Here is a 25,960-nt window from a genome sequence, read left to right on the forward strand (position 1 = left end):
CCCTGCGCGTGGACAAGCCCGGGAGGCCAGCGCATATAGGTCGTCTTTCAGCCCTGACGAGGCATTCCGATGAGCTTCATCGATATTGACCGCTTGCGCTCCACTCCCCTCGAAACCAAGCCTTACGACTATGTGGTCGTGCGGAATTTCGTGATGGCCGAGCGCCTGCAGGACGTCCTGAAGGACTATCCGGACGTGCCGGGTCCCGGCTCGCATCCGCCCTCGGTTCTCGACATCCGCGGCGATTTCAAGGGGCTGATGGACGAGCTCGATCAGGAGCCGTTCCGCAAGGCGGTCGAGGAAAAATTCGGCATCGATCTCGGCGGTCGCCCGACCATGTACACGGTGCGCGGCTTCACCCGGCAGACCGACGGCAAGATCCACACCGATTCCGAAACCAAGATCATCACCGTCCTGCTCTACATGAACGACGCCTGGGACTCGGATGGCGGGCGCTTGCGCGTGCTCAACAACGGCACCGATCTCAACGACTACGCGGCCGAGATCCCGCCGGATGGCGGCACGCTGCTGATCTTCAAGCGCTCGGACAAGTCCTGGCACGGCCATGAGCCTTTCGCCGGCAAGCGCCGCGCCATCCAGATGAACTGGGTGACGACGCAGTCAGTGGTCGACCATGAGCAGGGGCGGCACGCGCGCTCGTCGCGCTTCAAGAAGTTCATCCGGCTCATCACCGGCAAAGCCGCCTGAGCGGCACGGGCGGCGACCTCCCGCGTTGCGCGGGGTCGCATCGCCTGCGCGACATATTGTTGCGCCTAGCGATACGGCTCTATCGCGATCCATTCGTTTCCGTGACGATTCCCATCACTCCATTTCGTCTACAATTCGGGGGAGTGGGGGGAATGAGCCTTGCGCGGAGTGCATAGCTACTCCACATTGCGTAACCGCGGAAGCGAGTCCCCTACCCCATTCCTCGCCTTCCGCCGGCCAGGAACCTCATGGGCATCCATCGCGAGCGCGTCGTCATCATCGGATCCGGTCCTGCCGGCTATACGGCGGCCATCTATGCCGCCCGCGCGATGCTGAAGCCGGTGCTGCTGCAGGGCATCCAGCCGGGCGGCCAGCTCACCATCACCACCGACGTCGAGAACTATCCGGGCTTCGCGGACGTCATCCAGGGCCCCTGGCTCATGGAGCAGATGCAGAAGCAGGCCGAGCATGTCGGCACGCGCATCGTTTCCGACCATGTGAACAAGGTCGATCTCAAGACCCGCCCGTTCCGTATCGAATGCGAATCCGGCGAGGTCTATCTCGCCGAGGCGGTGATCGTCTGCACCGGTGCCCAGGCCAAGTGGCTGGATCTTCCCTCCGAGCAGAAGTTCCGCGGTTTCGGCGTGTCGGCCTGCGCCACCTGCGACGGCTTCTTCTACCGCAACAAGGAAGTGGTTGTGGTCGGCGGCGGCAACACCGCCGTTGAGGAAGCGCTGTTCCTGACCAATTTCGCCTCGAAGGTGACGGTGGTCCATCGCCGTGAAGAATTCCGCGCCGAAAAGATTCTGCAGGAGCGGCTGTTCGCTCATCCGAAGATCGAGGTGGTCTGGAATTCCGCCGTCGACGAGATCCTTGGCCGCGACGATCCGATGGCGGTCGCGCGCGTGCGCCTGAAGAACGTCAAGACCGGCGAGACCGAGGAACGCGCCGTCGATGGCGTGTTCGTCGCCATCGGCCACGCCCCGGCCGTCGAGCTTTTCGTCGGGCAGTTGAAGCAGAAGCCGTCGGGCTATCTGTGGACCGCGCCCGATTCCACCGCCACCGACGTTCCCGGCGTTTTCGCCGCCGGCGACGTCACCGACGACATCTACCGCCAGGCGGTCACCGCCGCCGGCATGGGATGCATGGCCGCACTCGAAGCAGAACGGTTTCTCGCCCACCACGCGACGATCCGCCAAGCCGCAGAATAAGACGGACCGGGGGACCGATGGACTGGGACAAATTGCGCATTTTCCACGCGGCCGCGGCCGCCGGAAGCTTCACTCACGCGGCCGACACGCTCGGCCTCTCGCAATCGGCGGTATCGCGCCAGGTGTCGTCGCTGGAGCAGGACCTCAAGGTTCCGCTGTTCCACCGGCATGCCCGTGGCCTCGTGCTCACCGAGCAGGGCGAGCTCCTTTACCACACCGCGCAAGACGTGCTGATGAAGCTCGAAAGCGCCAAGGTGAAGCTGACCGACTCCAAGGAGCGTCCCAATGGCGAGCTGAAGGTGACCACCACGGTCGGCCTCGGCACAGCCTGGCTCGCGCCGCGCCTCGGTGAATTCCTCGACCTCTACCCCGACATCCAGATCAAGATGATCCTCACCGACGAGGAACTCGACCTGTCGATGCGCGAGGCGGATGTCGGCATTCGCGTGCGCCAGCCGGTGCAGCCGGACCTGATCCAGCGCAAACTGTTCCAGATCAAGTTTCACGCCTTCGCGCACTCCGACTACCTCAAGCGCAACGGCACGCCGAAATCCGGCGCCGACCTCGACGGCCATCGCCTGCTGGCCTTTGGCGGGCGCGCGCCGAACTACATGCAGAACCTGACCTGGCTGGCGACCGCCGGGCGCAACGGCATGGCGCCGCGCCCCTTCGCCATGTCGATCAACAACATTTCCGGTCTCGTCTCGGCCGTGGAGAACGGCATCGGCATCGCCGTGCTGCCGGATTACCTGATCCGCGACGGCTCGGGCCTCGTCCAGATCCTCGAGGACGAGGAAATGCCGCTGCTCGACGCCTGGTTCGTCTATCCCGAAGAGCTCAAGTCGGTCGCGCGCGTCCAGGTGTTCCGCGATTTCCTGGTTTCGAAGGCCTCGCGCTGGCCGGGCTAACCCTTTCGATTCGTTAAATCTTCCTGACGGGCGCTGGAGTGAACCTCCGGCGCCCGTTGCGTTTCGGCACACCCTGGTCAGCCGGCTCAATTTCAAGAGGCAGGGCGTTCACGGCCGCGCGACCAATGCTCACGAAATTGCGACTGTGCAATGATGCAATCTCGCGCTTGCCGACATTCTTGCATTTTCTCATTTTCGTGATTGGCAATTGAACCGACCGGGGTCCATTTCAGCCCCGTCGACGGCGGACACCTCCCGCCGACAAGCAAACACCTCACCGGGTGTCGCGTGTCCCTCCCCGCCCGGTCGCATATCAGGAGAAGTCCCATGACCCGTTCGGTCCGCACCCTTGTTCTCGCCGCGGCCCTCGCCGCTCCCCTCGCCGGCTCGGCCCTCGCTCAGGAAGCCGGTAGCGGCTTCTTCGGCACCCCCGAGCAGTCGGTCACGACACAGGCCCCGCGCGAGTTCACCGCTCGCCGCATGGTCGAAACCCGCAGCGCCGTCGAGGCGCCGACGAGCCAGATCGACCGCAACGTCGTTCCCTCGTCGGCCTTCTGATCCCCCGGCCTGACGTTTTCATTTCCCCCAATCCAAGGAGAATTCCCATGAAGAAGCTCATCCTCGCCGCCGCCCTGATCGCCCCGCTCGCGGGCCCGGCTCTCGCCCAGGTTGGCGATGTCGGCGGCGGTTCCGGCAACTCGTCGCCGGCCTACTCGACCTCGGCTCCCCGCGAGTTCACCTCGCGCCGCCTGATCGAGACCCGCAGCGCCGTCGAGGCGCCGGCGACCCAGATCGACCGCAACGCCGTCCCCTCGTCGGCGTTCTGATCAGACCGCCGTTCGCAACTTACCAAGCATCTGCAAGAACAGGAGAAATCCCATGAAGAAGCTCATCCTCGCCGCCGCTCTGATCGCCCCGCTCGCGGGTCCGGCCCTCGCCCAGGTTGGCGATATCGGCGGCGGCTCCGGCAACTCGTCGCCGGCCTATTCGACCTCGGCTCCCCGCGAGTTCTCCTCGCGCCACCTGTCGGATCGCGGCCTCGCTCACGAGACGCGCCAGACGCCGGCCGGCATCGACCGCAACGCGGTCCCCTCGTCGGGCTTCAGCAGCTCGAACTGAGCTGGATGATCATAGGCATCTCCACGGGAGATGTTCGCTGCCAACGCCGGGGGCCTGCCCCCGGCGTTTTCTTGCGCACCATCCGCCACAGCGCCTGTTCCGGCAGTCTCCGCGCGCTGATAGTCTAGGCCGCTCTGACAGAGGTCCGAGGAAAGACGATGGCCCTGATCGATAGACGCGCGGCAATCGGGGCGCTCTTTCCGCTTGTCGTGACACTGGTGGCTGCGGTGTGGGTCCATGCCGCCGGCGTGACGAGCCGGATGATCGAGGCGGCAGTGGACAGCCCCTGGCTGATTCTCGGCGTCTATGCCGACCGGTTTCCCGTGCTCGCCTTCGCTGTCATCTTCGCAATCGCGCGGCTCTTCGTGCTGATCTTCGTGGCGCAGCGGCCGATGATCCTGTTGCGGCTCATCCTTTTCGTTCCGGCCGCATTGCTGGTGCTGGCCGCCACGCTCTATCCGACATTCGGCGGCATCGTCGCGCGGCCGGGCTTCATCGCCGGCGGATTCTCGCTGGTGAATTCGGCGGTGACGGGGGCCGAGGCAGGCTTCCTGCTTGGCGGCGCCATTGCGGGCGCAATGCTGGGCCTCGTCACCGGCCTTGCGCGGGCATTGATGGACTGGTCCTGGGGTTTCACCTGGGGCAAGCCGCTGCGCGCGATCCTCGCGCTTGTCGCCTATGCCTTCATGGGCGCGGTGCTCGCCATCGGCTGGTCGACGCTGTCGGCGGCCGGCGCGCTGTTTCCCCGCGCGCCGCTGACGATCATCGAACTGATCGGGCTGGTCGGGCTGACCGTGGTGGCGACCGCGCCGCAGATCGCGGTCGCGGCGCTCGCGGACCGGGCCCGGCGGGCCTGAGCCCTACTTCTCGCCCTTCCGGGTCTTGGCGGCGGACTGGAGCTGCGCCTCCAGCGCGTCGAGCCGCTCGCGCAGCGCCTCGTTCTCCTCGCGCGCCTTGACCGCCATCTCGCGGACGGCCTCGAACTCCTCGCGACTCGGCAGGTCCATGTCGCGCAGGAACCGCTCGGCCTGCGTCTTCACGAATGTGTCAGCCTCGCGCTTCATGCCCTGCGCGAAGCCTACCGCATCGGTCATGAACTTAGCGAATTCGTCGGCGATCCGGTCGGTGGTCTGGGTCATGGGTGAAAATCCTCTCGGCTGCTCCCGGTATGGGGGCGCTCGGCGCAAGGCGCAAGGGCGGGCGGTTCCGCCGGGACGCCAGCCTTGACCTGTCCGGCCGTGGCGGGCACATCCCGGCCATGATCCTCGCACTGCCCTTCCCCGTCATCGATCCGGTGCTGATCGAGGTCGGGCCGCTCGCCATCCGCTGGTACGCGCTCGCCTATATCGCCGGTTTCCTGTTCGGCTGGTGGCTGGCGAAGAAGCTGGTGGCCAGCGCCACGCTCTGGCCCGGCAACAATGCGCCCTTCGCGCCGACGGCCATCGACGACGCTATCGTCTGGGCGGCGCTCTGCGGCATTCTCGGTGGCCGCATCGCTTTCGTGCTGATCTACAATCTCGATTTTTACCTCGCCAACCCGCTCGCGATCCTCGCGGTCTGGGAGGGCGGCATGGCCTTCCACGGCGGCATTGTCGGCGCGGTCGTGGGTCTCTGGATCTTCGCCCGGCGCAACAGCCTGCCGGTCCTGCCGCTGATCGACCTCGCCGCGATCGTTGCGCCCATCGGAATCGCGCTCGGCCGCCTCGCCAATTTCATCAAGCCTGAGCTCTGGGGCCGCGTCGCGGACGTACCGTGGGCGATCTATTTTCCCGGTGCCGGCCCGCTGCCGCGCCACCCGAGCCAGATCTACCAGGCTCTGACCGAGGGTTTGCTGCTGTTCGCGGTGCTGCTCGTCATCGCGCGTCTGGGCGGCCTCAAGCGCCCCGGCTTCATGGCCGGCTGTTTCGGCATCGGCTATGGCCTCGCGCGCTCCTTCGGTGAGCTGTTCCGCGAACCGGACCCGCAGCTCGGCTTCCTGTTCGCCGGCGCGACCATGGGCCAGCTGCTGTCTGTGCCGCTCGTCGTCGCGGGCCTGTGGCTGGTGATCCGCGCCCGCCGTCAGCCGGCCTGATGGACACGCCGCTCGCCGCCGAGATCAGAGAACTGATCGCCGCCGACGGGCCTGTCCCGGTCTCGCGCTACATGGCGCTCTGCCTCGGCCACCCGCGCCATGGCTACTACATGACGCGCGATCCATTCGGGACGGGCGGCGATTTCACGACAGCCCCGGAGATCAGCCAGGTCTTCGGCGAACTGCTCGGCATCTGGGCTGCCTCCGTGTGGGACTCGTGCGGCCGACCGTCACCCGTTCGCCTCGTTGAACTCGGTCCCGGCCGCGGCACGCTCATGGCCGACCTCCTTCGCGCTGCCGGCGCCCTGCCGGCCTTCCACGCGGCGCTCGACATCCATCTGGTCGAGACGTCGCCGGTGCTCGCAGCCCGCCAGCGCGAAACACTGAAGGGGGCACCGGCCTCATGGCATGCCGACATCGGCACGGTGCCGCCCGGCCCGACGATCCTGATCGCCAACGAGCTGCTCGACGCCCTGCCGGTGCGCCAGTTCGCGATGACGCCGAAAGGGTGGCGCGAGCGGGTGATCGGCCTTGCCGATGGTCGTCTCGCCTTCGGCCTCGCCCCCGATCCGGTGCCGCCGGAAATCATTCCCGAACACCTCCGGCAGGCCGGGCCAGGTGCTGTCTACGAGTGTTGCCCGGCCTTTGAGGCGCTGTGCGCTGCGCTTTCGCGCCGCGCGAGCGATGCGCCCCTCGCGGCGCTCTTCATCGATTACGGCCATGCGGGCTCCGCCCATGGCGAGACGTTGCAGGCGGTGAAGGGCCATGGCTTCGTCGATCCGCTCGCGGAACCCGGCGAGGCCGACCTCACCGCCCATGTCGATTTCGAGGCGCTTGGCCGCGCGGCTCGCGCGGCGGGCCTCGCGGCGTCGCCGATCTCGACCCAGCGGGAGTTTCTGTTCGGTCTCGGCCTCGCATCGCGCGCGGAGGCGCTGGCGCGCGCCAATCCGGCGGCCTTCGAGACGGTCCGATCGGGCGTCGAGCGATTGGTCGATCCATCCCCCACCGGCATGGGTGCGTTGTTCAAAACGATCGTACTTCATGAGTCCGGCACGGCAATTCCGGTTATTCCGGAACGCATAACACCATGACGACCGCCGCAATCCGCAAATCACCCTTGATTGTTGACATTATCAGTCAATTTTTCTAGCTGATCGCCAGACCCTTCTGAGCCAGCCCGCCCGGACGCACGGCCAACACCGTGTCCTGCCAGCCAGCCGCCGTTCCAACGTCGAGGCTGCTCCATGACCTTGCTGACTGCCGAAGCCACCATTCCGACCGCCGCGGGTTCCGCCTATGTCGCAGAGGTCTGCGAGCGCCTGCTGAAAGCCGAGTTCGCGGCAAATGCCGACCACGGCAGCGGCCGGATCGAGCTGCGCGACGGGCTCGGCATTGGCACGCTGGAGGCTTCGTCCGGGACCTTGCGCATGAAGGTCGAGGCGCCGACGGAACAGGGTCTGTCGATCCTCAAATTCCTGCTCAGCATGCATGTAGAGGAGGTCGCGGCCACCGAGAAGCCGGAGGTCGTCTGGACCGGCGACGGCTGCGGCCTCGATGTGCTGCCTAGCTTCCGCGAAATGACGGTGCTGCGCATCGCCGATGTGACGCCCCATATCCGGCGCGTCACGCTGACCGGCCATGACCTGAGGCGCTTCGAATCCGACAGCGTGCATGTCCGCCTGCTGTTTCCGCCCGAGGGCCTTGCCGTTCCCGAATGGCCGAAGCCCGGCAAGAACGGCCGGCCGGTCTGGCCGCCGGAGGATCGCAAGCCCGCGCAGCGCGTCTATACGATCCGCCGGATCGACGCCGCCGCGGCCGAGATGGACATCGACTTCGTCATGCACGAGGTGCCGGGAATTGCCTCCGGCTGGGCTGCGAAGGCGGAAGCCGGGACCATTGTCGGCCTGCTCGGTCCGGGCGGCCGCGAGATGACGCCGAACGACTGGGTGCTGCTGGCCGGCGACGAGACTGCGATCCCCGCCATGGCCCGCATCCTCGAAAAGCTGCCCGAAACCACCAGGGGCGTCGCGTTGATCGAGGTGGAGGACACCCGCGAGGTGCAGGGCCTCGTCCGCCCCGTCGGCGTCGAGGTCCGCTGGCTGTTCCGCAACGGGCAGGAAACCGGACGCAATACGCTGCTCGCCGATGCTGTCATGGCGATCGAATGGCCCACGGAAGGCAGCACGTTCGCCTGGCTCGGGGCGGAGGAAGCAACTGCCAAGCGCCTGCGCGTGCACTGGCGCGACGAAATGGGCCTTGAAAAGGGGCGCTGGCAGGCGGTGAGCTACTGGACCCACGAGGTCAATGCCGGAGAGAAGAGCGCGGCCTAGCGAGGGACCGGCATCGGCGATTTGACTTCGGGGGCCGAAGCAGATTTCGCTTCGCGGCATGCGCGTCGCCTCCGCCTCCCTCTCCGCCCTGCCCGGCATCCGCCATGCCTTCTTCACGCGGGAGGGCGGTGTCTCCTCCGGCATCTACGGTTCGCTCAATGCGGGCCTCGGCTCCGACGACGATCCCGCCCATGTCCGCGAGAACCGGCGGCGCATGGCCGAAGCCATGGGCGTCGCCGAGAACGCACTGATCTCCTGCTTCCAGTTCCATTCGCCGAACGTCGTCGTCGCCGACCGGCCACATGGCGGCGGCGATCGGCCGCGCGCCGACGCGGTTGTCTCTGCGACGCCCGGCATTGCCTGTGGCGTCGCCACCGCCGATTGCGGTCCGGTTCTGTTCGCGGACGCTAATGCGGGTGTGGTGGGCGCAGCCCATGCCGGCTGGAAGGGCGCCATATCCGGCGTGCTGGAAGCGACCATCGCGGAAATGGAGAAGCTTGGCGCGGCCCGCGCCAACATCCGCGTCGCCATCGGTCCGCTGATCCGCCAGCCGAGCTACGAGGTTGGCCAACCCTTCCTCGATCAGTTCGTCGCCGCCGATCCGGCCTATGCCCGCTTCTTCGTGCCCGGCAAGGTGGGCCATGCGCAATTCGACCTTCCGGGGTTCATCGGACATCGGCTGTCCGCAGCAGGGATCACGGCCATCGACGACCTCGGCCTCGATACCTATGCGGACGAGGCGCGGTTCTTCTCCTATCGGCGGACGACGCATCGCAAGGAGCCGGATTACGGCCGCCACATCGCGGCCATCGCGCTCGAGACCTGACGGCTCGGTCACCTTCCCTGAACCGTCACCCGATCGTCACACCCTGTTGATGGCGCGGAATTAGGTTGCGGCGCGGCATTGTGGCGCGGGGCATCGGTTGCTAAGAGGGCCGCAACGCCGCCGCCGAGACTTGAGCTTATGTCGCGAAAACCCGGGATCAAGATCGTTTCGGGCAATTCGAACCGGCCGCTCGCCGACGCAATCGGCACCTATCTCCAGACCCCGCCCGCCAAGGCGTCGGTCCGTCGCTTCGCGGATATGGAGATTTTCGTCGAGATTCAGGAAAACGTGCGCGGCGAGGACGTCTATATCGTCCAGTCGACGTCGTTCCCGACCAACGATCACCTGATGGAGCTGCTCATCATCTGCGATGCGCTGCGCCGTTCCTCGGCCAAGCGCATCACGGCGGTGATTCCCTATTTCGGCTATGCCCGGCAGGATCGCCGCTCCGGCTCGCGCACGCCGATCTCGGCCAAGCTCGTCGCCAACCTGATCACCCGCTCCGGTGCCGACCGGGTGATGACCCTCGATCTCCATGCCGGCCAGATCCAGGGCTTCTTCGATATTCCGACCGATAACCTGTTCGCCGCGCCGCTGCTGGCCAAGGACATCCGCGACAATCGCGAGATCGCCGATGTCATGGTGGTTTCCCCGGATGTCGGCGGCGTCGTGCGTGCCCGTGCGCTCGCCAAGCGCATCGACGCCCAGCTCGCCATCGTCGACAAGCGCCGCGAGCGGCCTGGCGAGAGCGAGGTGATGAACGTCATCGGCGATGTCGAGGGCAAGAGCTGCATCCTCGTCGATGACATCGTCGATTCCGGCGGCACGCTGGTCAACGCCGCCGAGGCGCTGCTGGCGCGCGGCGCCAAGGATGTCTCCGCCTACATCACCCACGGCGTACTCTCGGGCGGCGCGGTCGCGCGCATCACCGCCTCGAAACTGAAGGAACTGGTGATCACCGATTCCATCCAGCCGACGGAAGCCGTGCGCGTCGCGCGCAACATCCGCACCCTGTCGGTGGCTTCCCTCATCGGCGAGGCCATTGCCCGCACGGCGAGCGAGGAAAGCGTCTCCAGCCTGTTCGACTGAGGCGCGGCCGCTCAGGCGGCCTTCAGGCCGCCCTTCTGTTCGACGAAACGCGCGATCTCGGCAACGCCATCACCCGTCTTGATATTGGTGAAGACGAAGGGGCGCTGCCCCCGCATCCGCTTCGAGTCCCTGTCCATATTGCCCAGATCGGCTCCGACGAGCGGCGCAAGGTCGGTCTTGTTGATGACCAGCAGGTCGGAACGTGTGATGCCCGGCCCGCCCTTGGACGGGATTTTCTCGCCCGCCGCCACGTCGATCACGTAGATCGTGATGTCGGCGAGTTCCGGCGAGAACGTCGCCGCGAGATTGTCACCGCCCGATTCGATCAGGATGAGGTCGAGCTCCGGGAATTTCTGGCGCATCTCGGCGACCGCCGCGAGATTGATCGAGGCATCCTCGCGGATGGCGGTGTGCGGACAGCCGCCTGTTTCCACGCCCATGATCCGCTCTGTCGGCAGAGCGCCGGACCGCATCAGATACTCGGCATCCCACTTCGTGTAGATGTCGTTGGTGATGGCGGCGATCTCGTAGGAGCCCTTGAGCGCCTTGCAGAGCGCGTCCATCAGCGCGGTCTTGCCGGAGCCGACCGGGCCGCCGATGCCGACGCGCAGGGGGCCGTGGGGAGAAGGCATGGGGTCAGCTCCTGAACAGGCGGGTATACTGGGTTTCGTGGCGCATCGACGCCAGATCGGATCGCAGCGCGTGGCCACCGATATCGTCCAGTGCGAGCCTGCGCGCGGCGGCGGCCGTCTCAGTCACCATGGGCTCGAGGGCCGCCAGCGCCCGCTGGCCATCGGTCTGGCCCAGAGGCACGAGCCGCACGGCGGCCGAGATGAGATTGGCCGCCACCGCATGAAGGAAGGCGTGAACGGCGGTGGCCTCGTCGATGCCGTGGGCGGCGGTCGCCGCGCCAACCGCGATGGGATAGGCGACGGCATCGGGCCATGATGCCCTGACCAGTGCCAGCGCCTCAGTGGGCCAGGCAGCTTCCGTCGCGGTCATGAAGGCATTGCCTTGCGCGGTCGTCTCAAGTCGCCGCTCTTTGGAAGGCTGGAACGCGAGAGCCAGTTCCGCGACCTCGGCCAGTGCCGCGCTCTCGCCCACCGACACCGCACGGTGGGCATGGACGCAGAAAGTCGCATCCGCAATCCCGGAGCCCTCGCGCAGTACCACCGTCAGCCAATCGACAAGGGTCTTCAGGCTCTTGATGTCGCCTGCTTCCACGGCCCATTCGAGCCCGTGGGAATAAGAGAAGGCGCCGACCGGATAGGCTGGCGACATCCAGGCGAGGAGGCGATAGAGCGCCGCCGGGTCGGCAGGCTCAGCCATGCTTGTGGTGGTGATGGCCATGATCGTGACCATGGTGATGGTCGTGGCCGTGGTGATCGTGGCCGCAGCCGCAGGCATCGTCGTGGACGTGGCCAGCACTGTTCACCGAGAGCACATCACGCGGCTTTGGCGCATGCGAGTGGCCATGGTGATGATCATGACCATGATGGTGGTCGTGCGAATGCCCATGATCATGGCCGTGACTGTGCGAATGCTCGTGATCGTGGCCGGTCACGGTGCTGTGGCCATAGGCGCCGCCTTCGGGATCGAAGGGCGCTTCGATCAGCAGAACCTTCGCGCCGAGGCCGCGCACCATGTCCTCGATGACGTGATCGCGGCGGATGCGCAGGCGCGTGCCCATGATCTGCGTCGGCAGGTGGCGGTTGCCGAGGTGCCAGGCGACGCGAACCATGTGGTTGGGATCGCTTGTGCGGATTTCCACCAGCGGCTCGGCGGCGGCGACGACCAGCACGACGCGGCCGTCCTCCAGCTCCAGCCCGGCATCCGAGACCAGCGGCACGGCGTCGGCGAGATCGAGCAGGAACTGCGTGCCATCAACGCCATCCATGGTCATGCGACGACGATGGCGGTCGTCATAGTCGAGCACCACGCGATCGACGACGACGCTGTCGGCGAAGGAGCGCGGCGGCAAAACCTTGGTGGCGCGGATCATGTCGGTCGCCTCGAATGCGGACGGGAGACTTTCATCTAGAACAGGAAATATCTCTGCGCCATGGGCAGCTCTTTCGCCGGTTCGCAGGTGATCAGTTCGCCGTCCGCCCGCACCTCGTAAGTCTCGGGGTGGACCTCGATGTGAGGCGTCGCGCCGTTATGGATCAGGCTCTTCTTGGAAATGCCGCCGCGGACATTCTCGACCGGCAGCACGATGCGGTCGAGACCGAGGTCCTTGTGGACGCCCTTCTCATAGGCCGCCTTCGAAACGAAGGTAACCGACGAGGCTGTCTTCGCCTTGCCGAAGGCTCCGAACATCGGCCGGTAGTGCACCGGCTGCGGCGTCGGGATCGAGGCGTTGGGGTCGCCCATGGGAGCGGCGGCGATCATCCCGCATTTCAGCACGAGCGCGGGCTTCACGCCGAAGAATTTCGGCTCCCAGAGCACGAGATCAGCGAGCTTGCCGACCTCCACCGAGCCGATGTGCTTCGACAGGCCGTGGGCGATGGCCGGATTGATCGTGACCTTGGCGATGTAGCGCTTCACCCGGAAATTGTCGGCGCCCGTGCCGACATCCTCCGCCAGTGCGCCGCGCTGCACCTTCATCTTGTGGGCGGTCTGGAAGGTGCGGATGATCACCTCGCCGATGCGCCCCATCGCCTGGCTGTCGGAAGCCATAATGGAGAGCGCGCCCATGTCGTGGAGGATGTCCTCGGCCGCGATCGTTTCCTTGCGGATGCGGCTCTCGGCGAAGGCGATGTCCTCGGGGATCGAGGGCGAGAGGTGGTGGCAGACCATGAGCATGTCGAGATGTTCCTCGATCGTGTTCACGGTGTAGGGCATGGTCGGATTGGTCGATGACGGCAGCACGTTCTCGACCATCGCCACCTTGATGATGTCGGGTGCATGTCCGCCGCCCGCGCCCTCGGTGTGGAAGGCGTGGATCGTCCGGCCCTTCAGCGCCGCGATCGTATCGTCGACGAAGCCGCTCTCGTTCAGCGTGTCCGTATGGATCATCACCTGCACGTCGTGGTCGTCGGCAACGGCGAGGCAATTGTCGATGGCCGCGGGCGTCGTGCCCCAGTCCTCGTGCAGCTTGAGGGCACAGGCGCCCGCCTCGATCTGCTCGACGAGCGCGTCGGGGAGCGCCGCATTACCCTTGCCGGCGAAGGCGAGGTTCATGGGGAAATCTTCGGCCGCCTGCAGCATGCGCGCGATGTGCCAGGGCCCGGGCGTGCAGGTCGTCGCCGTCGTGCCGGAGGCAGGCCCCGTGCCGCCGCCGAGCATGGTGGTGAGGCCCGCCATCAGCGCGTCGTCGATCTGCTGCGGGCAGATATAGTGGATGTGGGTGTCGATGCCGCCGGCGGTGAGGATCTTGCCCTCGCCGCCTATCGCCTCGGTGCCGGGGCCGATGATGATGTTCACGTCCGGCTGCACGTCGGGATTGCCGGCCTTGCCGATGGCGGCGATGCGGCCTTCCTTCAGGCCGACATCGGCTTTGACGATGCCCCAATGGTCGATGATCAGGACATTGGTGATGACGGTGTCGACGGCCCCTGCCCGATTGGTCATCTGGCTTTGGCCCATGCCATCACGAATGACCTTGCCGCCGCCGAACTTCACCTCCTCGCCGTAGGTGGTGAAATCCTTCTCGACCTCGACGAAGAGTTCGGTGTCGGCAAGGCGCACCCTGTCGCCGACCGTGGGACCGAACATGTCGGCATAGGCGCCGCGTGTCATCCTGTAGGGCATGGAGTGCGGTCCTCAGAGTTTGCCCATGACGCTTTGGCGGAATCCGTAAACCGTGCGCGCGCCCCGGTAGGGTACGAGCATCACCTCGCGCGTCTGGCCGGGCTCGAAGCGCACGGCCGTTCCCGGCGGAATGTCGAGCCGCATGCCGCGCGCCTGCTCGCGGTCGAAGGCAAGACCCGGGTTGGTTTCGTAGAAATGGTAGTGCGAGCCGACCTGGACCGGGCGGTCGCCGGTATTCGCCACCGTCAGCACGACGTTGTTCTGGCCCTGATTAAGCTCGATGGTACCTGCCGCCGGGATGATCTCGCCGGGTTTCATGGTGCGGCCCCCGTGCAGCCCTGCGGCTTGAGCACGCGCTTGGTCGAGGCGGGAAAGCGCGCCAGCTTCTCCGCCGGCCGCACCGGACGACGGACCAGCTCGCCGCCGCAATTGGGGCACTTGCCGTGCAGCTTCTCGGACGCGCAGTCGGCGCAGAAGGTGCATTCGAAGGTGCAGATCATGGCGTTGCGGGTGTCCGGCGGCAGGTCCCGGTCGCAGCATTCGCAATTGGGGCGCAGGTCCAGCATTCGGCCCTCCTCCGGTTACATGAAAGCGCGCGCGGCGAGCACCACGCCGGCAATCGCGGTGAGCCCGCCCGCGGCGCGGGCGGCGACCGACAACGACAGCCGCGCGGCGGCAACGGTCGTCGCGATTCCCGCGCCATGGAGCAGCGCTGTGGCGAACGCGAAACCGGCCGCGTAGGCAAGGCCCGAGGCATCCGCCGGCACTTCCGTACCGTGGGCGTGGCCGTGAAACAGGCCGGCCAGCGCGACGATGGCCCCCCCGGCCGCAACGCTCGGGCTGAAGGCGAGCGCGGCGGCAAGGCCGAGCACGACCACCGAGGCGACGATGCCCTGCTCGACGAAGGGCATCGGCATGCCGGCCATGCCGAGCGCGCCGCCAAGCAGCATCGCGCCGACGAAGCTCACAGGCCAGAGCCACAGCGCCCGTCCGCCGGCAAGGCCGGCCCAGAGCCCGACTGCGACCATGGCGAGCAGGTGGTCCAGGCCGCCGAGCGGGTGGCCGAAGCCGGCGGCGAAGGCGTTGGTCGCGCCGTGGCCGGTATGGGCCTCGGCGACGGCCGTCGTCAGCGCGAGAATGGCGGCGGGGGCGATGAAGCGGAGAGAACGCATGGGTCGGGCCTGCTCGTTCGGATCAGCGGATGGGGTCGTGGACGGTGACGAGCTTGGTGCCGTCGGGGAACGTTGCCTCGACCTGGACGTCGTGGATCATCTCGGCGATGCCGTCCATGACCTGCCCGCGCGTGACGACATGCGCGCCTGCCGCCATCAGGTCAGCGACCGAGCGACCGTCGCGGGCGCCCTCGACGACGAAATCGGTGATCAGGGCGATGGCCTCGGGATAGTTGAGCTTCACGCCGCGTTCCAGTCGCCGGCGCGCCACCATGGCGGCCATCGAGATGAGGAGCTTGTCCTTCTCGCGCGGGGTGAGGTTCATGGGAGTTCCTCAGCAGGACCAGACGCGCGGAACCGGACCACGCAACAGGGTCAGAACAGCGACCAGACGACGCCGCAGGGCAAAGGGGTCCGGCGACAGGAGGCGGATGGTCAGCATTCCCTCGAAGGCACTGGCGCCGCCCTCGACCGCACCGTCGGCCTTGTCCAGAAGGACGCGCACGGCCTCAAGGCGCCCGGCGGCATCGGCAGCGACCAGAATGAGGCTCGCAGTGGCGACCGCCCCGGCTGCCACGGCCGGCGCGGCGAGAGCCCGCGCTATGGCGCCATCGATCTTCAGTCCTTCGGCATAGATGAGCCGACCGTCGCGGCGAATGCGCCAACGGTCGAACAGAAAACCCTCGTCAACACTCTCTCCGCGCGCCAGCCGGCCGAAAACCACGCTCTCGACGGCCAGGAACCGCGCATTGCCGGCCATGTCGACGTCGAGGCTGCGCCGGAGCGCGCCGCCGTCGAACAGGATGGTCTCCTGTGGCAGCCAGTCCAGCGATGCCCCGGACGACAGGGCGATGCGCGTATCGAAGGTCGCGACATCGCCCGACGAACGATAGACCTTTTCGGCGGCCTGCGACGTCACCACCGCGTCAGCATCCTCGTCCGCGGATATCGCCAGCGAGAACCGGTCACCGCCGGTCAGGCCACCGGCGGTGTTGATGACGACGGCCTCGACAGGCAGCCCCGGCTCGACGCGCGGCATCCGCACGCGCAGGCCCGCTTCCTGATAGCATTCGCGGACAATGGTCGCGGCGCCGCGCCTCGCGAAACCGATGCGCGCCACGCCGTGCGCGCGCTGAAGCGCTGCTGCCGCCTGGACCATGCAATCTCCCCGCGCGGCGATCTTGAAGAGCGCCCAGCGCGTCGGCAAGCACAGAAAATAGGCAGCCGGAACGTGCATGTGCCGGAAATCCGGACCAGCGGGAATCACCGCAGTCGGGCAGCCTCGGTGATGGGAACCTGGCGATGGTTACCGCGTATTAACCTCGCGCTGGGACGATCGGTTCAAGACGTGCATCGACCGCCATGCGAGCAGACCTTGCGTGAACTCCACCGGAGGCCGAGATGGCGCAGACCCAGTCCAGCTTCCCGACGCGCCGTGACAATCCGCGCCGGATCGACGGCCTCGAAGCCATGCTCTCGCTGCTCGGCCGGATGCGGCCACAGTCCGATTCGGAAGCCTTCGCCATCCTGCGGCGGAGCTTTCCAGCCTCGCCGCTCTGCGAGCGCGTCGCCGTCGTCAGCCGCTGGCGGGCGGGCTGACCGGCGGATCGCCGCCCGGCGGCTGAACCGGCGCTTTTTCCGCGGCGATCTTGGCATCCGCCGCCTCGCCCCACCGCCGCGCATTCATGCCAACGACGAGCAAGGACACCAGATAGGCGATCGTGCCGATCGCCAGCACTTCCCAAGGATAGCTCACCAGCAGCGCCACGAAGGCAATGGCCGCGACAAACAGCGGCAGCACGCTCTCGCGCGGCACGCGCGCGCCGAGCTTCTTGCCCGAGAAGACCGGAACCTTGGACACCATCAGGAGCGCGATGACGATCGTATAGATCGTCGTCACTAGCGGAGGGCTGAGCACGTTCGGCAGGCCGCTGCGCTCAACGTAGATCGGCAGCATCAGCAGGATGGCGCCGGCCGGGATCGGTACGCCGGTGAAATAGTTGGCCATCCAGGCCGGCTTGTTGGGGTCGTCGATCTGGACGTTGAAGCGAGCGAGGCGCAGCGCCCCGCAGATCGAGAACACCAGCACCGCGATCCAACCGAACGGCCCCGCCTGGTTCATTCCCCAGAGATAGAGCACCAGCGCGGGCACCGCGCCGAAGCTGACGAAATCCGCCAGGCTGTCGAGCTCCGCGCCGAATTTCGACGTTCCCTTGAGCAGGCGTGCGATGCGCCCGTCCATCGAATCGAGAATCGCGGCGAGCAGGATCAGGTAGACGGCAACGTCCGTCTTGCCCTCGAGCGCCATGCGGATGGCGGTGAGGCCCGCGCAGAGCGCGAGAAGCGTGATCAGGTTGGGAATGAGCAGGCGCAATGGCACCGGCCGGAACCGCCTACGGGGCGGCTCGTTGCGGTCGGGCGTGAACGGCTGAAAAAGCGATGACATGGCTGGACTTTAGCGCGGATCGACCGTCGCGTCAGCCGATCCTGACGATCCGCTGCGCCTCGGTCGAGGTCATGTCGGCGAGGACCGTCTCGCCGGCCACCGCCTTCTGTCCCTCGGCGACCAGCGGCTGGGCGCCAGCGGGGAAATAGACATCGACGCGCGACCCGAAGCGGATCATGCCGAACCGCTCGCCGACCGCGATGGGCTGGTTCTCGCCGACCCACCAGACGATGCGCCGGGCGATAAGGCCGGCGATCTGGACGACGCCGAAATTGCCATGGGGCGTGGCGATGGCGAGGCCGTTGCGCTCGTTGTCCTCGGAGGCCTTGTCGAGATCGGCATTGAGGAACTTGCCGGGCCGGTAAGCCAGTTTCGTGATGGTGCCGGCGATCGGCGCGCGATTCACATGGCAATCGAACACCGACATGAAGATCGACACGCGCGGCACGGGCTGGTCGCCTAGGCCGAGCTCGACCGGCGGCACGACCTTCGAAACCTGCGAGATGCGGCCATCGGCCGGGGCGATCACCAGCCCGTCCCGCATCGGCGTGACCCGCACGGGATCGCGGAAGAAGAAGATGACCCAGACGGTCAGCGCCAGCATCGGCCAGGTCAGCCAGGCGCCCCACCACAGCAGCACAAGCGTGCCGGCGGCGGCTATCGCAATGAACGGATAGCCTTCCCGATGAACCGGGACGAGCACCGAAGTCCTGATGCTGTCGATGATTGACATGGCGTTTCCTCGCTGGGTCCGGCTTGGTAGCCGGACCTGCCGCATCAGGTCAACGCGGGGGCCGGGCGGCGCACTGCGTTAAACGGTCGGCGTCGCTGCTTCGCCGTTCTTGTCGTCTTCCGCCTTTTCGGCAGCCGCCTTGGCTGCGTCCTCAGCCGCGCGGCGCTTCTCGATGCGGCCGACGATGAGAATGCCGACCTCGTAGAGAAGGCAGAGCGGGATGGCGAGCGAGAGCTGGCTGATCACGTCCGGCGGCGTCAGCACCGCCGCCAGCACGAAGGCGACGACGATGAAATAACGCCGCTTGCTCCGGAGGAAGGCTGTATCGACCACACCGATCTGGCCGAGCAGTGCGATGATGACGGGTAGCTGGAACGAGATGCCGAAGGCGAAGACCAGCGTCATGATCAGGCTGAGATAGTCCTCGACCCGGCCGAGATACTGGATGGCGGTGGCGGTGTCGCTCGGAGCCTGCTGCATGCCCAGCGAGAACAGCATCAGCGCACGCATGACGAAGACGAGAACGAAGAGGCCGCCGGCGAAGAAACAGACCGGGGTCCAGATCAGATAGGGCCGGAAGGCATCCTTCTCGTGGGAATAGAGGCCGGGCGCGACGAATTTGTAGAGCTGGATGGCGATGACCGGGAAGGCCAGGAAAGCGCCGCCGAACATGGCGATCTTCAGCTGCGTGAAGAAATATTCCAGCGGCGCGGTATAGATCAGCCGCACCTCGTTGCGCGGAATCTTCAGATAGTCCGCCGCCCATTCGTAGGGCAGCACGAGGATCTGGAAAATCTGCTTGGCGAAGAAGAATGACAGGATGAAGCAGACGAGGAAGCCGAGCATCGCCTTGATGAGGCGTGAGCGCAGCTCGATCAGGTGATCGATCAACGGCGCCTTGGAGGCCTCGATGGCCGCCTCGTCCGCCGTCAGCTTGTCGTCCTTGGAATCGGCGAGCGTCATGCCTTGGTCTTTCGGGCGCGCTTCGGCTTGTCGTCGTCACCGGCGCTCTCGGCAGCGGGCGCCGGGGCACTCTCAGGCTCGACTGCTGCCGCCTTGCGGGTGCGCTTCGGCTTCGCCGGCTCGGCCTCGGCCGGGGCTTCGGCGGCGGGCGGCGACAGGTCGAGCGGCGCGGCAGCCGGCTCGGCCGGGCTCGCGGTCGCCGAGAAGGGCGACGGCGGCGGGGTCGGCGCGAAGGCCTTCTGGATGCTCTCGGGATCGACCGAATAGCTGGGCGGAGCCGGAATTGCCGTCGCCAGCGGGTCGGGCTTCGGCGGGCCGATCACGGGGTCGGCGGTCGGCGCCGTCGTTCCCTTGACGTCGTCCACGGCCGATTTGATCTGGTCGCGGGCATAGTCGATCGGGTTGAAGGTCGAGGAGGTGTTGATGCCGTCGGTCACGCTGTTGATCGACGACTTGACCTTATCGACCTCGGCCTCCTGCAAGGCCTGGTTGAACTGGTACTGAAAGTCCGACGCCATGCGGCGCAGCTTGGCGAGCGCCTGCCCCATGCCGCGCAGCAGACCCGGCAGTTCCTTCGGGCCGATCACGATCAGCGCCACGATGCCGATCAGCGCGATCTCGCCCCAACTCAGTTCGAACATTGTCCGTCACCGTCGGCGACCTGCGTCGCCGTCCTGCGCCACTGGCTGCCCGCCGGAGCGGGCGCTGCCCCTCAGCCGACCTTCGGCGCGGAAGCGGGCGTCGTCTCCGCCGCCGGAGGGGTGGTCGCCTGGGCCGGGGCCGCGGGCGTCGCGGCCGGCGGCGGAGCCGGCTGATGGTCGATGGTCGTCGCGGGGGCCGCCGGCGTCTCCGGCTTGTCCTCCTCGGCAAGGCCCTTCTTGAAGGCCTTGATGCCCTTGGCGGCGTCGCCCATGAACTCGGAAATCTTGCCGCGGCCGAACAGCAGCAGCACGACGATCGCAACCAGGATCCAGTGCCAGGCGCTGAAAGTACCCATCATTCACTCCTCAAGACCTTGAGCGCCACCATCCTCCCGGAACGCTGGCGCATGTATCCGCGGGCCTTGCCCGGCCGTTCGTTGTGGAACCTAGGCGTCGGGTGAGGCAAAAACAAGAACCTCCGCCGCGTTGACGTCGATCCCGATGTCGCGGCCGGGGATTAAGGTTTCCGCGCCGCGCGCCCGGGCCGAAACCGGCGTGTCGAGCCCGTTCACCGCGATCTCCAGAAGATCGACCTCGCCGAGGAAACGGCGGGCGACGAGGCGGCCGGGAATGCAGAGCCCGGCCGGTTTCGGCACGATGGATTGTGGCCGGATGGCAGCCACCGCGGCGGTGCCCTCGGCGAAGCCCGGCGCTGGAAAGCTGCCGAGCGGCGTGACCAGAAGGCCGCCGGAGACCCTGCCCGGCACTTCGTTGAGATCGGAAAAGAAACGGGCAGCGGCGAGATCGACCGGGCGGCGATAGAGTTCGTCAGCGGTGCCCGCCTGAACGATCGTGCCCTCGCGCATCAGCACGATGCGGTCGGCCATGCGCATGGCCTCTTCCGGGTCGTGGGTCACCACCATGCAGGTCGCGTGGGTTTCCCGCATCACGGCGAGCGTTTCCCTGCGGATCGAATCGCGCAGGCGGCTGTCGAGACCGGAAAACGGCTCGTCCATCAGCAGGATGGCAGGTCGCGGCGCCACGGCACGCGCCAGCGCGACGCGCTGCTGCTCACCGCCGGACAGGGCATGCGGATAGTCGAGCGCCAGATGGGCGAGCCCGACGCGGTCGAGCGCATGCCGGGCCGCCGCTTCCGCGTCCTGTTTCGGCAGCGAGCGCAGGCCGAACATGACATTGGCGAGATTGGTCAGGTGCGGGAACAGCGCGAAATCCTGGAAGACGAGGCCGATGCCGCGCTTCTCCGGCGGCACGAAGACCGAGGGCCCCGCTATCTCCCGGCCGTCCAGCAGCACCCTGCCCGCCGATGGCCGCTCGATGCCCGAGGCGATCCGCAGTAGCGTCGTCTTGCCGCAGCCGGACGGGCCGAGCAGACAGACGATCTCGCCCGGCTCAACCGTCAGGCTGACGCCGGCCAGCGCCGGCACGCGGCCGTAGGAATGGCGCACGTCCTCGAAGGCCAGCGAGGCGGCGATGGTGGCGCCGGCCGTGCCGCGCCGGCCCCAGCGCGGGGCGGATTCAGCGGCAGGCGTCATGATGCCGGGTCGTCACCGAGCTTCGGCGCCAGCGACAGGTCCAGTTCCGGGCTGTCGTCGGGCTCCTCGTCGTCGCGCAGGCCAGCGCCGTCGTCGGGCATCGGCACCTTGAAGCCCGGCGGCAGACGGCCGTCGAGCAGGCCAGCGGCCTTGAGGTCGTCGAGGCCCGGCAGGTCGCCAATGGATTCGAGGCCGAAATGTTCGAGGAAGGCCTGCGTGGTGCCAAAGGTCACCGGGCGGCCCGGCACCTTGCGGCGGCCGCGGATGCGCAGCCAGCCGGTCTCCAGCAGGAGATCCAGCGTGCCCTTGGCCACCGTCACCCCCCTCACCTCCTCGATCTCGGCGCGGGTGACCGGCTGGTGATAGGCGACGATGGCCAGCGTCTCCAGTGCGGCGCGCGACAGCTTGCGCTCCTCGGTCGTCTCCTTGTGCAGGAGAAAGCCAAGATCTTCCGCCGTGCGAAAGGTCCACTTCTCGGCGACGCGTACGAGATTGACGCCACGCGGGGCGTAAAAGGCCTGCAGCGTCACCAGCAGCGAACGGAGATCAGCCCCCTTCGGCAGCCGCGCGGCCAGCGCCTCCTCGGATACCGGCGCCTCGGCGGCGAAAAGCAGCGCCTCGACGATGCGCAGTTGCTCGACCGGCCCGTCGACGAGCCCCACGGGTTCGCCGAGCGGCGGTCTCATGTCCTCATCCGTGCCGGACTGCTCCTCGCTCATATGCGGCTTCTATCACGTCCCGGCAGGCGTGGAACCGGGCTCATCGCGGCGCTTGCGCATGTAGAGCGTCCCGAGCGGGCGATCCTGATGCAGTTCCAGCACCCCTTCGCGCACCAGTTCCAGCGAAGACGCGAAGGACGACGCCAGCACGGTCGCGCGCTTCTCGTCGCTGACGAGGTAGTCCATCAGGAAATTGTCGAGCGGCGTCCAGTCCATGGTCGCGCCGATCAGCCGTTCCAGGATTTCGCGCGCCTCGCCCAGCGACCAGACCGTGCGCTTGACCATCTCCACATGCGACAGCGCGCTGCGCTGGCGCTGCTGGGCATAGGCGGTGAGCAGATCGTAAAGCGTCGCATCCCAGCGCTTCTGGGCGATGGCGATCACCGGCTCCGGCGCGCCGCGCGCGAAGACGTCGCGGCCAAGGCGGTTGCGCATCATCAGTTTCGCCGCCGCATCGCGCATGGCCTGCAACCGCTGCAGCCGGAACGACAGCATCTCCGCCAGTTCCGAGCCCGAGGGCTCGTCGCCCTTGGCCGGTTCAGGGATCAGCAGGCGCGATTTGAGATAGGCGAGCCATGCCGCCATCACGAGGTAGTCCGCGGCAAGCTCCAGGCGGAGCTTCCGCGCCTCCTCGATAAAGCCGAGATACTGGTCCGCCAGCGCCAGGATCGAGATCTTCGACAGGTCGACCTTCTGCGTCCGGGCGAGGCCCAGAAGCATGTCCAGGGGCCCCTCGAAGCCCTCCAGATCGACAACGAAGGCCGGCTCCGAAACCGCGCGCTCGGCTACCGCCTCGAAGGGCAGGACGTTGTCGTTGCCGGGTTTGTGCGCCTTCGCCATGGATCTCATCCGCGCCGGATCAACGCCGGCGGAGGCATGATAGCCGGAAATCAGACGCTGAGCGCGTGGGTCGCGGCGAAGGCTGTGGACGACTGCGCCTGAACCCGTTCAAGGCCGGCGGCGAAGCGGGCTCTCGCCTCCGCGACATCGAACGGCTCCGGCGCGTGGCGGATGCGGTCCAGTGCGGCCTCGGCCCGCCACGCGGCCTTGCCTGCAAGCTTCGGCGTCTGCGCCGCCACCGCGATCATCTCCGCCACCGTGCCGTTGCAATGCAGTACGATATCGCAGCCGGCCCGGATCGAGGCTCGCGCGCGTTCGGGCAGCGACCCCGCAAGCGCATTCATGGAGAGGTCGTCGGTCATGACGAGGCCGCCATAGCCGATCGCGCCACGGACGATGTCGCGCATCACTGTCCGCGAGGTCGTCGCCGGCCGGCGCGGATCGATCGCGGAGTAGACGACATGCGCGGTCATCGCGAGCGGCATGTCAGTCAGCGTTCGGAACGGCATGAAATCCCACGCCTCCAACTCGTCGCGGCTGGCCGAGACAACCGGCAGGTCCGCGTGGCTGTCGATCACGGCGCGGCCATGCCCCGGAATGTGCTTGATCACCGGCAGCACGCCGCCGGCCAGCAGCCCCTCCGCCGCGGCACGGCCGAGAAGCGCCACCTGGCCGGGGGAAGCGCCATAGGCACGGTCGCCGATAATGTCATGCGATCCCGGCACCGGCACATCGAGAACCGGCAGGCAGTCGACCGTGATGCCAAGTTCCTTGAGATCGTGGGACATCAGCCGCGCGCCGAGCCGCGCAAGCTCGCGGGCAGCGAGCGGGTCGTTGGCCGCAAGGGAGGCATAGACCCGGCTCGCCGGGTATTTCGGCCAGTGCGGCGGCCTAAGACGCTGGACACGCCCGCCCTCCTGATCGATCAGGACAGGGGCATCGTCGCGGCCGACCACGGCGCGAAACTCGGCCACCAGAGCGCGCACCTGATCCGGATCGACGCAGTTGCGCCGGAACAGGATCAGGCCCCAGGGATCGGCATCGCGCAGGAAGGCGATCTCGTCGGCTTCCAGCCGGGGACCGGCGCAGCCGACAATCAGAGCATGGACGGCCATGACGTCAGTTGAGGACGCAGGAGCCGCCCGCCGACTTCAGCCGCTGGCAGAAGCTCTGCGCTTCCTCGCGCGAGAACGGGCCGACGCGCAGGCGGTGCCAGGTGCCGCGTCCGGCGATCTCGGCCGTGCGGATATTGGCCGACTGGCCCTGCAGCATCGGGTAGCGCCGCTGTGCGCTGGTGAAGGCGCTGCGAGCCTCCGAATCCGACTGATGGGAGGAAATCTGGACGAAGGTCGAGCCAGAGGCGGTTGCCGCCGGGCGAACGGTCGCGGTGCGCTGGGGACCGAGATCGACCGGGGTTGCCGATCCGGTCGTGCGCGGGGCAGCAACCGGGCGGGCCGGCTCCTGCACCGGCTCGGCGCGGGCGACGCGCACGGTCTGGACCGGCCGTGAAGCAGGCGCCGGCGTGGAGCGCGCCTCGGCGGCGGCAAGGGCGGGCGCACCCGTCACGACGGAGAGCGGCTGCGCGGCTGGCGCGGGAGCCGACCGCGCCTGCGGCGCAGCCGCAGGCTGGAGAATGCTGCCGTCCGGCCCGACCTGCACGGTGCGGACGCGGCGCGGCTCCTCGCCGGCGCGCGGCGTCGGCACGGGCGCGGCCGCGGGCTGTGTCGCGACGGATGACGGCGCATAGGCCGGCGCGGCGGCGGGGGCCGGCACCGGCACCGCGCTGACCGTGCGGACCGGCGCCTGGCCGGGATCGGTGACCATGCCGATCGGGGCCGCCGCCGGAGCGGGAACGAGCGGAATGACGCGGCTCGGGGCCGGCGGCACCTGCACCTGGGCGGCCTGTTCGCGCTGGCTGACCGGGCGCTCCTCGCGCGACACGATGCGCTCGCCGCCGGGAACACGGTCGGTGACCGGCTTCGGATCCTGCTGGACCGCGACGCGGACCGGTTCGGGATTGGCGCGGACGATGCGCGGCTCGCCGCCGGCGGAACCACCACCGGTAACGGCGCGATAGCCAAAGACGGCTCCGCCGCCAAGAACCGCGAGGCCGAGCACGGCCGCGATGGCGGTCATGCCGGCGCGGCGGCGGCGCGGCGGAGCATCATGCTCCGCATAGGCGGAATCGTAGGCGGCATGCCCGTCCGGTGCCGCATAGCCGCGGTCGGAGGCATGATGAGTCGTAGTCTGGCCCTGGGCAGCAGCCTCGCCGGCACCGGGCTTTCCGCCTGACCGGGCCTTCCAGGCGAGCGCGGCAGCGCCGCCGGCCGCAACGGCGCCAAGCGCCGCGGCCCCGAAACCGAGACGGGAGCGACCCTGCTCCACGGGAGCCTGTTCGCCGCTGTCGCGGAACTCGTCGGCCAGCAGACGCTCGAGATCGGCGGTCGTCGCGTCGCGGCCATCCCAATCGCGATAGCTACCGCGCAATTCGTCGGAAGCATCCTCGTCGGAGGTGTGCATGTCGGCGTCCGGCGCATGCTCCGTGCGCTGGTAAGTCTCAAGCTCGGCCTCGAGATCGTCCCAGTCGATTTCGGCCGTTGCCGGCACATCCGCGCCGCGCAGATTCATCGCGGGAATATCGAGTTCGCCCTCGTCAGCCTCATCGGCATAGCGGGACTCGTCGGCCGCCGGCAGATCGTCGCGGGTCCGCGCCACCGACTTCAGAAGATCGGCATAGCCCTGATCCTGCCCCATGATGCGCGCCAGTTCGGCAAGCGGATCACCACCGCCGCGACGCGGCTCCAGATCGGCCGCATGCGCATCACGGTTATAGGCGTCAAAATCTCGGTAGCTACGCAGACTGCTCTCGTTGGCCATG

The 25,960-nt window shown here is 67.4% G+C and carries 33 protein-coding genes; 13 read left to right on the forward strand and 20 right to left on the reverse strand.

Going from position 1 to position 25,960, the window contains the following annotated elements:
- The first annotated feature begins 69 nt into the window (after positions 1 to 69).
- From JNK84_RS11735 to JNK84_RS11765, 7 genes are all read left to right on the forward strand, one after another.
- Complete coding sequence (locus JNK84_RS11735; RefSeq protein ID WP_293424261.1) at positions 70 to 708, forward strand: 2OG-Fe(II) oxygenase; 639 nt, start codon at positions 70 to 72, stop codon at positions 706 to 708.
- A gap of 248 nt (positions 709 to 956) precedes the next feature.
- A complete protein-coding gene (gene trxB / locus JNK84_RS11740) occupies positions 957 to 1,919 on the forward strand; it encodes a thioredoxin-disulfide reductase (protein ID WP_293424263.1) in 963 nt (320 codons plus the stop codon).
- 17 nt (positions 1,920 to 1,936) lie between these two features.
- On the forward strand, positions 1,937 to 2,827 hold the full coding sequence (locus JNK84_RS11745) for a LysR family transcriptional regulator (protein WP_293424265.1): 891 nt from the start codon (positions 1,937 to 1,939) through the stop codon (positions 2,825 to 2,827).
- Between the two features lie 327 nt (positions 2,828 to 3,154).
- Positions 3,155 to 3,385 carry a hypothetical protein gene (locus JNK84_RS11750; RefSeq protein WP_293424267.1) on the forward strand — a complete coding sequence of 77 codons (231 nt, stop codon included), beginning with the start codon at positions 3,155 to 3,157 and terminating at the stop codon, positions 3,383 to 3,385.
- Between the two features lie 47 nt (positions 3,386 to 3,432).
- A complete protein-coding gene (locus JNK84_RS11755; protein WP_293424269.1) occupies positions 3,433 to 3,654 on the forward strand; it encodes a hypothetical protein in 222 nt (73 codons plus the stop codon).
- A 52-nt stretch (positions 3,655 to 3,706) separates the two neighbouring features.
- The gene (locus JNK84_RS11760) at positions 3,707 to 3,946 is read left to right on the forward strand and encodes a hypothetical protein (RefSeq protein ID WP_293424271.1); all 240 of its coding nucleotides are present in this window, start codon (positions 3,707 to 3,709) and stop codon (positions 3,944 to 3,946) included.
- A gap of 158 nt (positions 3,947 to 4,104) precedes the next feature.
- Positions 4,105 to 4,803: a hypothetical protein gene (locus tag JNK84_RS11765; protein WP_293424273.1), complete on the forward strand. Its 699-nt coding sequence runs from the start codon at positions 4,105 to 4,107 to the stop codon at positions 4,801 to 4,803.
- Positions 4,804 to 4,806: 3 nt separating this feature from the next.
- Here JNK84_RS11765 and JNK84_RS11770 read toward each other — a convergent pair whose 3' ends face one another.
- Positions 4,807 to 5,085, reverse strand: a complete 279-nt coding sequence (locus JNK84_RS11770) for an accessory factor UbiK family protein (RefSeq protein WP_293424275.1) — start codon at positions 5,083 to 5,085, stop codon at positions 4,807 to 4,809.
- A 119-nt stretch (positions 5,086 to 5,204) separates the two neighbouring features.
- On the opposite strand from JNK84_RS11770, the gene lgt reads away from it, so the two are divergent.
- From lgt to JNK84_RS11795, 5 genes are all read left to right on the forward strand, one after another.
- Positions 5,205 to 6,017 carry a prolipoprotein diacylglyceryl transferase gene (gene lgt, locus JNK84_RS11775; RefSeq protein WP_293424932.1) on the forward strand — a complete coding sequence of 271 codons (813 nt, stop codon included), beginning with the start codon at positions 5,205 to 5,207 and terminating at the stop codon, positions 6,015 to 6,017.
- Positions 6,017 to 7,108, forward strand: a complete 1,092-nt coding sequence (locus JNK84_RS11780) for a class I SAM-dependent methyltransferase (RefSeq protein WP_293424277.1) — start codon at positions 6,017 to 6,019, stop codon at positions 7,106 to 7,108. Before lgt ends, JNK84_RS11780 begins: the two co-directional genes overlap by 1 nt.
- A 153-nt stretch (positions 7,109 to 7,261) precedes the next feature.
- The gene (locus JNK84_RS11785) at positions 7,262 to 8,347 is read left to right on the forward strand and encodes a siderophore-interacting protein (protein ID WP_293424279.1); all 1,086 of its coding nucleotides are present in this window, start codon (positions 7,262 to 7,264) and stop codon (positions 8,345 to 8,347) included.
- Positions 8,348 to 8,405: 58 nt separating this feature from the next.
- Positions 8,406 to 9,173, forward strand: a complete 768-nt coding sequence (gene pgeF, locus JNK84_RS11790; RefSeq protein WP_293424281.1) for a peptidoglycan editing factor PgeF — start codon at positions 8,406 to 8,408, stop codon at positions 9,171 to 9,173.
- A 138-nt stretch (positions 9,174 to 9,311) separates the two neighbouring features.
- Entirely contained in the window at positions 9,312 to 10,262 is a 951-nt protein-coding gene (locus JNK84_RS11795) for a ribose-phosphate pyrophosphokinase (RefSeq protein WP_293424283.1), read from the forward strand.
- 11 nt (positions 10,263 to 10,273) lie between these two features.
- On the opposite strand, the gene ureG is transcribed toward JNK84_RS11795, so the two are convergent.
- The 9 genes from ureG to JNK84_RS11840 are packed head-to-tail and all read right to left on the reverse strand — an operon-like array spanning position 10,274 to position 16,346.
- The gene (ureG, locus tag JNK84_RS11800; RefSeq protein ID WP_293424285.1) at positions 10,274 to 10,894 is read right to left on the reverse strand and encodes an urease accessory protein UreG; all 621 of its coding nucleotides are present in this window, start codon (positions 10,892 to 10,894) and stop codon (positions 10,274 to 10,276) included.
- A gap of 4 nt (positions 10,895 to 10,898) precedes the next feature.
- Positions 10,899 to 11,624, reverse strand: coding sequence for an urease accessory protein UreF (locus JNK84_RS11805; protein WP_293424287.1), 726 nt, complete (start codon positions 11,622 to 11,624; stop codon positions 10,899 to 10,901).
- Positions 11,584 to 12,264: an urease accessory protein UreE gene (locus JNK84_RS11810; RefSeq protein WP_293424289.1), complete on the reverse strand. Its 681-nt coding sequence runs from the start codon at positions 12,262 to 12,264 to the stop codon at positions 11,584 to 11,586. The genes JNK84_RS11805 and JNK84_RS11810 overlap by 41 nt, the downstream gene beginning before the upstream one ends.
- 35 nt (positions 12,265 to 12,299) lie before the next feature.
- Positions 12,300 to 14,015: an urease subunit alpha gene (ureC, locus tag JNK84_RS11815; protein WP_293424291.1), complete on the reverse strand. Its 1,716-nt coding sequence runs from the start codon at positions 14,013 to 14,015 to the stop codon at positions 12,300 to 12,302.
- Between the two features lie 12 nt (positions 14,016 to 14,027).
- Positions 14,028 to 14,333: an urease subunit beta gene (locus tag JNK84_RS11820; protein ID WP_293424293.1), complete on the reverse strand. Its 306-nt coding sequence runs from the start codon at positions 14,331 to 14,333 to the stop codon at positions 14,028 to 14,030.
- The gene (locus tag JNK84_RS11825) at positions 14,330 to 14,581 is read right to left on the reverse strand and encodes a DUF1272 domain-containing protein (RefSeq protein ID WP_293424295.1); all 252 of its coding nucleotides are present in this window, start codon (positions 14,579 to 14,581) and stop codon (positions 14,330 to 14,332) included. Before JNK84_RS11825 ends, JNK84_RS11820 begins: the two co-directional genes overlap by 4 nt.
- Before the next feature lie 15 nt (positions 14,582 to 14,596).
- Positions 14,597 to 15,187 carry a HupE/UreJ family protein gene (locus JNK84_RS11830; RefSeq protein WP_293424297.1) on the reverse strand — a complete coding sequence of 197 codons (591 nt, stop codon included), beginning with the start codon at positions 15,185 to 15,187 and terminating at the stop codon, positions 14,597 to 14,599.
- A 22-nt stretch (positions 15,188 to 15,209) separates the two neighbouring features.
- Positions 15,210 to 15,512, reverse strand: coding sequence for an urease subunit gamma (locus tag JNK84_RS11835; RefSeq protein WP_293424299.1), 303 nt, complete (start codon positions 15,510 to 15,512; stop codon positions 15,210 to 15,212).
- 9 nt (positions 15,513 to 15,521) lie between these two features.
- On the reverse strand, positions 15,522 to 16,346 hold the full coding sequence (locus JNK84_RS11840; protein ID WP_293424301.1) for an urease accessory protein UreD: 825 nt from the start codon (positions 16,344 to 16,346) through the stop codon (positions 15,522 to 15,524).
- A 242-nt stretch (positions 16,347 to 16,588) separates the two neighbouring features.
- On the opposite strand from JNK84_RS11840, the gene JNK84_RS11845 reads away from it, so the two are divergent.
- Positions 16,589 to 16,786: a hypothetical protein gene (locus tag JNK84_RS11845; RefSeq protein WP_293424303.1), complete on the forward strand. Its 198-nt coding sequence runs from the start codon at positions 16,589 to 16,591 to the stop codon at positions 16,784 to 16,786.
- Here JNK84_RS11845 and pssA read toward each other — a convergent pair.
- From pssA to JNK84_RS11895, 10 genes are all read right to left on the reverse strand, one after another.
- Positions 16,764 to 17,633 carry a CDP-diacylglycerol--serine O-phosphatidyltransferase gene (gene pssA, locus JNK84_RS11850; protein ID WP_293424305.1) on the reverse strand — a complete coding sequence of 290 codons (870 nt, stop codon included), beginning with the start codon at positions 17,631 to 17,633 and terminating at the stop codon, positions 16,764 to 16,766. The two genes, JNK84_RS11845 and pssA, sit on opposite strands and share 23 nt — an antisense overlap.
- Positions 17,634 to 17,664: 31 nt before the next feature.
- Positions 17,665 to 18,411 carry a phosphatidylserine decarboxylase gene (locus JNK84_RS11855; protein ID WP_293424307.1) on the reverse strand — a complete coding sequence of 249 codons (747 nt, stop codon included), beginning with the start codon at positions 18,409 to 18,411 and terminating at the stop codon, positions 17,665 to 17,667.
- 33 nt (positions 18,412 to 18,444) lie between these two features.
- A complete protein-coding gene (gene tatC / locus JNK84_RS11860; RefSeq protein WP_293424309.1) occupies positions 18,445 to 19,329 on the reverse strand; it encodes a twin-arginine translocase subunit TatC in 885 nt (294 codons plus the stop codon).
- Positions 19,326 to 19,970, reverse strand: coding sequence for a Sec-independent protein translocase protein TatB (gene tatB / locus JNK84_RS11865; protein ID WP_293424311.1), 645 nt, complete (start codon positions 19,968 to 19,970; stop codon positions 19,326 to 19,328). Before tatB ends, tatC begins: the two co-directional genes overlap by 4 nt.
- A 71-nt stretch (positions 19,971 to 20,041) precedes the next feature.
- A complete protein-coding gene (locus tag JNK84_RS11870; protein ID WP_293424313.1) occupies positions 20,042 to 20,326 on the reverse strand; it encodes a twin-arginine translocase TatA/TatE family subunit in 285 nt (94 codons plus the stop codon).
- Between the two features lie 90 nt (positions 20,327 to 20,416).
- Positions 20,417 to 21,523 carry an ABC transporter ATP-binding protein gene (locus JNK84_RS11875; protein ID WP_293424315.1) on the reverse strand — a complete coding sequence of 369 codons (1,107 nt, stop codon included), beginning with the start codon at positions 21,521 to 21,523 and terminating at the stop codon, positions 20,417 to 20,419.
- Positions 21,520 to 22,242, reverse strand: a complete 723-nt coding sequence (scpB, locus tag JNK84_RS11880) for an SMC-Scp complex subunit ScpB (RefSeq protein ID WP_441343233.1) — start codon at positions 22,240 to 22,242, stop codon at positions 21,520 to 21,522. Before scpB ends, JNK84_RS11875 begins: the two co-directional genes overlap by 4 nt.
- A gap of 12 nt (positions 22,243 to 22,254) precedes the next feature.
- Positions 22,255 to 23,082, reverse strand: coding sequence for a segregation and condensation protein A (locus tag JNK84_RS11885; protein WP_293424317.1), 828 nt, complete (start codon positions 23,080 to 23,082; stop codon positions 22,255 to 22,257).
- Between the two features lie 50 nt (positions 23,083 to 23,132).
- Positions 23,133 to 24,197: a beta-N-acetylhexosaminidase gene (gene nagZ, locus JNK84_RS11890; RefSeq protein ID WP_293424319.1), complete on the reverse strand. Its 1,065-nt coding sequence runs from the start codon at positions 24,195 to 24,197 to the stop codon at positions 23,133 to 23,135.
- 4 nt (positions 24,198 to 24,201) lie between these two features.
- A complete protein-coding gene (locus JNK84_RS11895) occupies positions 24,202 to 25,959 on the reverse strand; it encodes an SPOR domain-containing protein (protein ID WP_293424321.1) in 1,758 nt (585 codons plus the stop codon).
- Position 25,960 lies beyond the last annotated feature (1 nt).

Origin of the sequence: Phreatobacter sp. (genome assembly GCF_016793595.1) — a bacterium.
Classification (GTDB): Bacteria; Pseudomonadota; Alphaproteobacteria; order Rhizobiales; family Phreatobacteraceae; genus Phreatobacter.